This window comes from Kitasatospora sp. NPDC004272 (genome assembly GCF_053603035.1).
In genome coordinates, this window is record NZ_JBSGET010000239.1 from 1 (window position 1) to 6,716 (window position 6,716).

Below are 6,716 nucleotides of genomic sequence, written 5' to 3' on the forward strand. Positions count from 1 at the left end.
CGCGGCGGCGCACCCCGCGGGCGTGCAGCGCGGCGGCCCGGGCCCGCACCGCGCGGTCGAGCTCGCGCAGCGTCAGGGCGGTGTGCGCCGGGTGGCCGTCGACGGGGGTGTCGAAGGTCAGGGTCGGCGAATCGAGGCCGAGGCCCTGCTCGACCCGGGTGGTCAGGACGTTTCCGGCGCCGACGGAGCTGTCGGCGGACAGCGTGGCGCGCAGGCTGGGGAGGCTCATCGGTCCCGTTCTTGTCGTGGTGCGGGAAGGGGGACCCCCGGCGGGCCGCGGTGCGCCGAGGGGCGGGGAGGGGACGGTGCTCAGGGGGCGAGCAGGACGGCGGTGGCGTGGTCGGGCGGGCCCTGGACGGCGGTCACCACCAGGACCTGGTCGGCGTCGCCGTCCTCGATCAACAGGGCGGCCCGGTCGTGCGGTTCGCGTTCGCCGTCGAAGCCGGGGCCGAGCGCGACCACCGGGCCGTCCAGCTGCCAGCGGGCGGCGACGTGGCCGAGGACGGCGTTCGGGTTGGACTGGAAGAACAGCAGCGGGGCGACCCGCCGCCCGTCGGCGGTGGCCCGGGCGAGCGCGTCGGCGGTGCCGGTGTCGCCGCTCGGACTGACCAGCAGCAGCGCGGTGCGCGGCGCCCCGGCGGCCGGCGGCGGACCGTAGCGGGCGCGCAGGCAGCGCTCGGCGGTCTCGGCCACCAGCGGGCTGAACGAGGACTCCACGAAGCCCGCGATAGCGGGCAGTTCGTCCCCCGGACGCTCCGGCCACCGGGCGGAGGCCAGCACCCGCAGCGGCCCGCCGAGCACGCGGGGCGCCACGACGGGCGGTGCGGTCGGCGGCGCAGCGGGCGGTGCGGTGGGCGTCACGGCGGGTCCCGCGGTGGGCGTCACGGCGGATGCCACGGCGGGTGCCGCGACCGGGGGCGCGGTCGGCGGGTCGGTGGCGGGAACGGGGACGGAGGTCGGGGCGGTCATGCGGGAGCCACCAGGAGGACGGGCCGGGAGCGGCCGGGCGGAAGCGGGCAGGGCGGAAGGAGCGGAGTGGGACAGGGCACGCCTGCGGACAACTCGCCCATTTAGAAGGCGAATTGGCGGACGATCGGTGCTGTGGGTCAGGCCGGGGCCACCAGCAGCGCGGTGTTGGCACCGCCGAAGGCGGCGTTGAGGGTCAGGGCCAGGGCGGGTGCGGGGGCGGCCGGACGGGGGCGGTCAAGGACCAGGTCGAGCGGGCAGTCCGGGTCCGGGTGCTGCCACCCCGCGTTGACCGGCAGCGCGCCCGCACCCAACGCGCCCACGGTGGCGGCGAGTTCGAGCAGCGCGGAGGCTTCCAGGGCGTGGCCGTGCACGGACTTGGTGGAGCTGGCCGGCGGGGTGCCGGACGGGAAGACGCTGCGCAGCGCGGCGGCCTCGGCCAGGTCGCCGAGCTTGGAGCCCGCGCCGTTGGCGTTGACGTAGCCGATCGCGGCCGGTGTCGCGCCGGCCCGGGCCAGCGCCCCGTGCACCGCCCTGGCCAGGCCGGTGCCGGCGGGGTGCGGGCGGCAGACGTGGAAGGCGTCCCCGGTCCTGGCCCAGCCGGCGATCTCGGCGAGCGCCCGGCCGCCGCGCCGGCGCAGGGCCGGTGCGGACTCCAGGACCACGGCCACCGCCGCGTCGCCGAGCAGCATGCCCTGCCGTCCCAGGCTGAACGGGCGGACCGCGCCGTCCGGGGCCAGCGCCCGGCCGGCGTCGAACACCGCGAAGGTGTCCGGCTCGACCAGGTAGCCGGCCGCGACCAGCACGCGCTCGCGGCGGCCGGAGGCGATCAGCGCGGCGGCGTCGGCGACCGCGCCGGACGCGGCGACGCACGCGCCGGTGTACACCCGCGGGCGCAGCCCGGTGCGTTCGGCGACCTCGGCGGCGACCGGTCCGGCCCGCCGGTCGCCGTGCAGGGCGAGCAGCAACTCCTCCGGTTCGTCGGCCGGTCGGCGGTCGAGCGGGTCGGCGAGCGCGCCCGCCTCGGCGAGCACCGCGACCAACTGGTCGGCCAGCCGGGGCGATCCCGGCGCGGTGGCGGCCCGGTCGGTGCGGTGTCCGGCGGTGCCGAAGCGCTCCACCGGGGTGAACGCGGGCCGGCCCGCGAGCACGCCGTCGGTGAGCGCCGCGAGCCCCGCGCCGAACGCCGAGCGCACCCCGATCCCGCCGACCAGGACGGTGCGCCGCGGCGGACCGTTCCGGAGCGCGGTCGGTGTCATGGCGCGGCGGCCCCCGGGTCCGTGCCGGTGCCGGTGCCGGTGCCGGTGCCGGTGCCGCTGCCGGTGGCGTCGGCAGCGCCGGCGGTGTCGATCAGGGAGCCGATCGCGGCCACCGCGTCGTCCACCGTGCGGATGGCGTCCAGCCGTTCGTCGTCCAGGTCGAGCTGCACCCCGTGGACCTGTTCGGCCTGGGCGATCAGCCAGGTCAGTTCCAGCGAGCCCAGGTGTTCGTCGACCTGCTCGGGCGAGCGGTCGCCGTAGCGGGCCAGCATCTCCAGGGCCTCGGCGCGGCCGAAGCGGGTTCCGGTGCCGGTGCTCATCAGGCGGTGCTCACCGAGGTCTTGGCGATCCGGGCGGCGACCTCGGCGCTGAACTCGTCGATGGTCATCAGCGCGGTGGACTCCATGTCGTCCAGCTCGAAGCGGACGCCGAACTCCTCCTCGACCTGCACCGCGAGGTCGGCCAGCGCCAGCGACTCCAGGTCGAGGCCGGCCGGGCCGAGGTCGGTCTCCGAAGTGACGTTCGAGACGTCGTAGTTCATCGCGGCCAGGGTGGTCAGGATGAACGAGCGGATCTGTTCCTGCATGGAAGGATCTCCAGCGCAATCGGGAGGGGAAGGGGAGAGGGGTGTTCCCGGGCAGGGCGCACCGACGGACGGGCGGACGGTGTCTGGAGCCGTCCACCGGGCCGGGCGCACCGCACCGGAACAGGGGGAAGCGGAGGAGCGAGAGGGGTCAGCGGGCGGCGTCGGCCTGTCGGCGCAGGGCGGCGGCGTCCCGCAGCAGCTTCCCGGTGGCGGTCCGGGGCAGCCGCGGCATCAGGTGCAGTCGGCGGGGCAGCTTGTAGCCCGCCAGTTCCGTGCCGAGCAGTTCGCGCAACCGCTCGGCGGGGCCGTTCCGTTCGGACGGCGAGGAGGTGACGCCGTCGGCGGTCGCGGCGTACGCCTCGATCGCGCCGTCGGCGAACAGCACCACGGCCTCGACCACACCGGGGAGCCCGGTGAGGGCCTGCTCGACCTCGTTGAGGTCGACCTTGAGGCCGCCGATGGAGATCTGGGAGTCGCGCCGCCCGAGGACGGTGACCAGGCCGGTGCCGGCCTCGATCAGGGCGGCGTCCCGGGTGTGCAGCAGACCGTCCGACCAGCGGGTCGGGTCGGTCGGGCCCAGGTACGGGGACTGCTCCCGGGCGATGTGCAACTCGCCCCCGGCCACGGAGAGTTCCATTCCGTGGACGGGTTCGACCGCCGGGTGGTTGCGCCCGGTCAGGTCGGTGGCGATCACGCCGGTCTCGGTCATCCCGTACATGGTGCCCAGCGGCACCCCGAAGCGTTCGCGGAACGCCGCGGGCAGCTGCGGGCGGACGAGTTCACCGGCCACCACCATCCGCCGCAGCTGCGGCAGTTCGGGTGGCGCGGCGGCCGCGGCCAGCAGCTCGGCGTGGAACGGCACCCCGATCACCGTGGTCGGGGCGCTGCCCTCCGCGACGGCGGCCAGGATGCCCGCGGGGGTCATCCGCTGCGGCACCACCAGCTCCACGCCCGCGTGCAGGGCGTGCAGCAGTCCGCCGACCAGGCCGAGCACGTGCACCGTCGAGGACAGCAGCACGGTGCGCTCGCCGCGGGTCGGGAACTCCGGCAGCCTCGCGTAGCAGTCGAGTTCGCGCAGCAGGTCGGCGGCCGTCCGGGCGATCACCTTGGACGGCCCGGTCGAGCCCGAACTGAGCTGGACCAGGGCGTGCTCGGAGCCGGCCGCCCCGCCGTCCGGGAGCGACCTGAACGCAGGTCGCCCGTCGGCGAGTTCGACCAGCACCCGGGGGTGCAGCCGGTCCACCGCGCGGTCCACCTCGACGGTGGTCAGCCGGTGGTCCAGCAGGACCGCCTGCGCGCCGGAGCGCCACGCGGCCAGCAGGACCGCGACGAACTCCGTGGACGGCGGCATCCGCAGCGCCACCGTCCCGCGTTCGCCGAGGCCGGCGGCGGCCAACTGCCGCTGCCGTTCGGCCACCAGGGCCCGCAAGGTCCCCCTGGCCACCGGAGCGCCGAAGCGCAGACACGGTTCGCCGTCCGGTCCGGCGAGTAACTGCTCGTCCACCCAGTCCGCGGCAACCGTGCGGCCGCGCACCGGGGTTGGGGTAAGCGTCAACGCAACTCCACGCGCTCGTGTGGGAAGCAAGGTTCGGAAGTTGTGATGCTTCAGTGTGGATCCCCCGTCGGTGCCGACCTTTGCACGGGACCGCATCAAGGGTCAAGGTCTATACCAGTGACCGGTCGCCCCCTACGCTGTCCCTCGTTTTCGCACGAGTTGACGGATCATCAGGAGGTTCGGACGCGATGGTTCCGCTCACCCTGGCGGAGCACGGCGCGCTGGCCGAGGCCCGACTGCCCGCCGTGATCTGGGACTTCTTCGAGGGCGCGGCCGGAGCCGAGTGGACCGCCCGCGCCAATCCGGACGCCTGGCGCCGCCACGTGCTGCGCCCGCGCGTCCTGGTCGACGTCTCGGCCCCGGACTGCACCACCGAGCTGTTCGGCGACCGGCTGGCCGCCCCGTACGGCGTCGCCCCGATGGCCTACCACGGGCTGGCGCACCCCGACGCGGAGTGCGCCACCGCCCGGGCCGCCGCCGGGGCGGGCGCGCTGCTGGTCGTCAGCATCTTCGCCGGGCGCACCCTGGAGCAGATCGCCGAGGCCGCGCCGGACGGGACGCGCTGGCTCCAGCTGTACTGGCTGCGCGACCGCGAGGCGCTCGCCGCCCTGGTCGCCCGGGCCGAGACGGCCGGGTACCGGGCGCTGCTGCTCACCGTCGACGCGCCCAAGGTCGGCCGCCGGCTGCGCGACCTGCGCAACGCCTTCGCGCTGCCGCCCGGCATGACCGCCGCCAACCTGGCGGCCCGGCTCACCAGCGGCGCCGCGCGGTCCCGGGCGGGCCGCTCCGGCATCGAGGAGCACTCCCGGGAGCAGTTCGACCCGACCGTCACCTGGGCCGACCTGGCCTGGCTGCGCCGCCGCACCTCGCTGCCGCTGCTGCTCAAGGGCGTGCTCACCGCCGAGGACGCCCGGCTCGCCGTCGAGCACGGCGTGGACGGCCTGGTGGTCTCCAACCACGGCGGCCGCCAGCTCGACGGCACCCCGCCCGCGTCGGACGTGCTGGCCGAGGTGGTGGACGCCGTCCCCGCCGACCTGCCCGTGCTGGTCGACGGCGGCCTGCGGCACGGCGCCGACCTCGCCAGGGCGCTCGCCCTCGGGGCCCGCGCCGCGCTGGTCGGCCGGCCCGTGCTGTGGGGCCTGGCGCACGGCGGCGCGGACGGCGCCCGGGCGGTGCTCGACCTGCTGCGCGAGGAGCTGCTCGACACCATGGTGCTGTCCGGCCGCCCCACCCTCGCCGACCTCGACCGCGGCGCCCTCGCGCCCTGGCCGCCGACCGTCCCGCCGACCGTCCCGCCGGCGGCCCCGGAGGCCGCTCCCGCGCACCGCTGAGTGCCCGTCGCTCTCCTTATATATAGGGGCTCATGACGGAGCACCGACAATGAGAACGGAATGACACGCATGACGACGACCGAACCCCCCGCCCAGCCCCTCTCCGAGCCCCCCGCCGGACCCCCCGTCGCGGAACTGTTCGCGGACTGGGACTGGGAGGACCCCGAGGGCCTCGAAGCCCGCACCGACGCCTTCACCGAGGACCTCGCCCGGTGCGCCACGATCGAGCAGGTGCGCCCCGAAGTGCCGTACACGCACCAGGAGTTCCAGGAGCTCGGGGTGACCGGCATCGAGTTCGCCGCGTTCCGCACCCGCCACCCGCAGGGCCTCGGCACCGACCTGGTCGGCCTGCACAACGGCACCGACGCCACCCGCCCCGGCCCGGTCTACCGGATCGACGGCGGCAGCCTGTACACCAGCCTGGACATCACCCGACCGCTCCCGTTCGCCGACCGCAGCGTGGACTGGGTGTACGCCGAGCACCTGATCGAGCACGTCCCGCTCGGCACCGCGGTGTTCTGGCTCGCCGAGGTGCGCCGGGTGCTGCGCCCCGGCGGCCTGCTCCGGCTCACCACCCCGGACCTGGCCACGTACGTCGCCGGGTACCTCGACGACCGCGAGCAGTTCTTCCGCCGCCACCGCCGCCGCCTGCGCACCATGCGGGTCGGCCCGCCGATGCCCGAGCGCCGGGCCTTCATGCTGAACCAGATCTTCTACCACTTCGGCCACCGCTGGATCTACGACGAGGCCGAGCTGCGCCACGTCCTGGACCGCGCCGGGTACGACGGGTTCGCCATCACCCGGCAGGAGTTCCAGACCGGCGCCCGGCCCGACGTCGCCGACCTCGACACCGCCTTCCGCAAGGACGAGTCGATCTACCTGGAGGCGCTCGCCCCGGGCTCCGCCGCCGACGCCGCTCCCGGAGAGACGCGGGGCGCCGGAGGGGCGCGGGGCGCCGGAGGGACGCAGGGCGGTTGAGCGCACGACCGAGCGGGGCCCGGCGCTCCTGCCGCCGGGCC

General features: G+C 75.9%; 7 protein-coding genes and 1 pseudogene. 2 read left to right on the forward strand and 6 right to left on the reverse strand.

What is annotated here, in order from left to right:
* The 6 genes and pseudogenes from ACWEO5_RS37550 to ACWEO5_RS37575 form a co-directional block, all read right to left on the reverse strand.
* Positions 1 to 229 (reverse strand): annotated as a pseudogene (locus ACWEO5_RS37550) (long-chain fatty acid--CoA ligase); the annotation flags it as partial.
* 80 nt (positions 230 to 309) lie between these two features.
* Positions 310 to 969 (reverse strand): beta-ketoacyl synthase chain length factor, encoded by a 660-nt coding sequence (locus ACWEO5_RS37555; protein WP_452166568.1) that lies wholly within the window; start codon positions 967 to 969, stop codon positions 310 to 312.
* 137 nt (positions 970 to 1,106) lie between these two features.
* Positions 1,107 to 2,225: a beta-ketoacyl synthase N-terminal-like domain-containing protein gene (locus tag ACWEO5_RS37560; RefSeq protein ID WP_452166569.1), complete on the reverse strand. Its 1,119-nt coding sequence runs from the start codon at positions 2,223 to 2,225 to the stop codon at positions 1,107 to 1,109.
* Positions 2,222 to 2,545 (reverse strand): acyl carrier protein, encoded by a 324-nt coding sequence (locus ACWEO5_RS37565; RefSeq protein ID WP_452166570.1) that lies wholly within the window; start codon positions 2,543 to 2,545, stop codon positions 2,222 to 2,224. The genes ACWEO5_RS37560 and ACWEO5_RS37565 overlap by 4 nt, the downstream gene beginning before the upstream one ends.
* On the reverse strand, positions 2,545 to 2,811 hold the full coding sequence (locus ACWEO5_RS37570) for an acyl carrier protein (RefSeq protein WP_344554862.1): 267 nt from the start codon (positions 2,809 to 2,811) through the stop codon (positions 2,545 to 2,547). The genes ACWEO5_RS37565 and ACWEO5_RS37570 overlap by 1 nt, the downstream gene beginning before the upstream one ends.
* Before the next feature lie 148 nt (positions 2,812 to 2,959).
* Entirely contained in the window at positions 2,960 to 4,366 is a 1,407-nt protein-coding gene (locus ACWEO5_RS37575) for a class I adenylate-forming enzyme family protein (protein ID WP_452166571.1), read from the reverse strand.
* Positions 4,367 to 4,554: 188 nt separating this feature from the next.
* Between ACWEO5_RS37575 and ACWEO5_RS37580 the strand changes: the two genes are divergently transcribed.
* Both ACWEO5_RS37580 and ACWEO5_RS37585 read left to right on the forward strand, forming a co-directional pair.
* Positions 4,555 to 5,697: an alpha-hydroxy acid oxidase gene (locus ACWEO5_RS37580; RefSeq protein WP_452166572.1), complete on the forward strand. Its 1,143-nt coding sequence runs from the start codon at positions 4,555 to 4,557 to the stop codon at positions 5,695 to 5,697.
* A gap of 69 nt (positions 5,698 to 5,766) precedes the next feature.
* Positions 5,767 to 6,675, forward strand: a complete 909-nt coding sequence (locus ACWEO5_RS37585) for a methyltransferase domain-containing protein (RefSeq protein WP_452166573.1) — start codon at positions 5,767 to 5,769, stop codon at positions 6,673 to 6,675.
* The last annotated feature ends 41 nt before the right edge of the window (positions 6,676 to 6,716 follow it).

What these genes read in the sequence shown, in the direction of transcription:
- ACWEO5_RS37555 (WP_452166568.1), bottom strand. Translation starts at nt 969, where the DNA reads ATGACCGCCCCGACCTCCGTCCCCGTTCCCGCCACCGACCCGCCGACC.
- ACWEO5_RS37570 (WP_344554862.1), bottom strand. Translation starts at nt 2,811, where the DNA reads ATGCAGGAACAGATCCGCTCGTTCATCCTGACCACCCTGGCCGCGATG.
- ACWEO5_RS37560 (WP_452166569.1), bottom strand. Translation starts at nt 2,225, where the DNA reads ATGACACCGACCGCGCTCCGGAACGGTCCGCCGCGGCGCACCGTCCTG.
- ACWEO5_RS37580 (WP_452166572.1), top strand. Translation starts at nt 4,555, where the DNA reads ATGGTTCCGCTCACCCTGGCGGAGCACGGCGCGCTGGCCGAGGCCCGA.
- ACWEO5_RS37585 (WP_452166573.1), top strand. Translation starts at nt 5,767, where the DNA reads ATGACGACGACCGAACCCCCCGCCCAGCCCCTCTCCGAGCCCCCCGCC.
- ACWEO5_RS37565 (WP_452166570.1), bottom strand. Translation starts at nt 2,545, where the DNA reads ATGAGCACCGGCACCGGAACCCGCTTCGGCCGCGCCGAGGCCCTGGAG.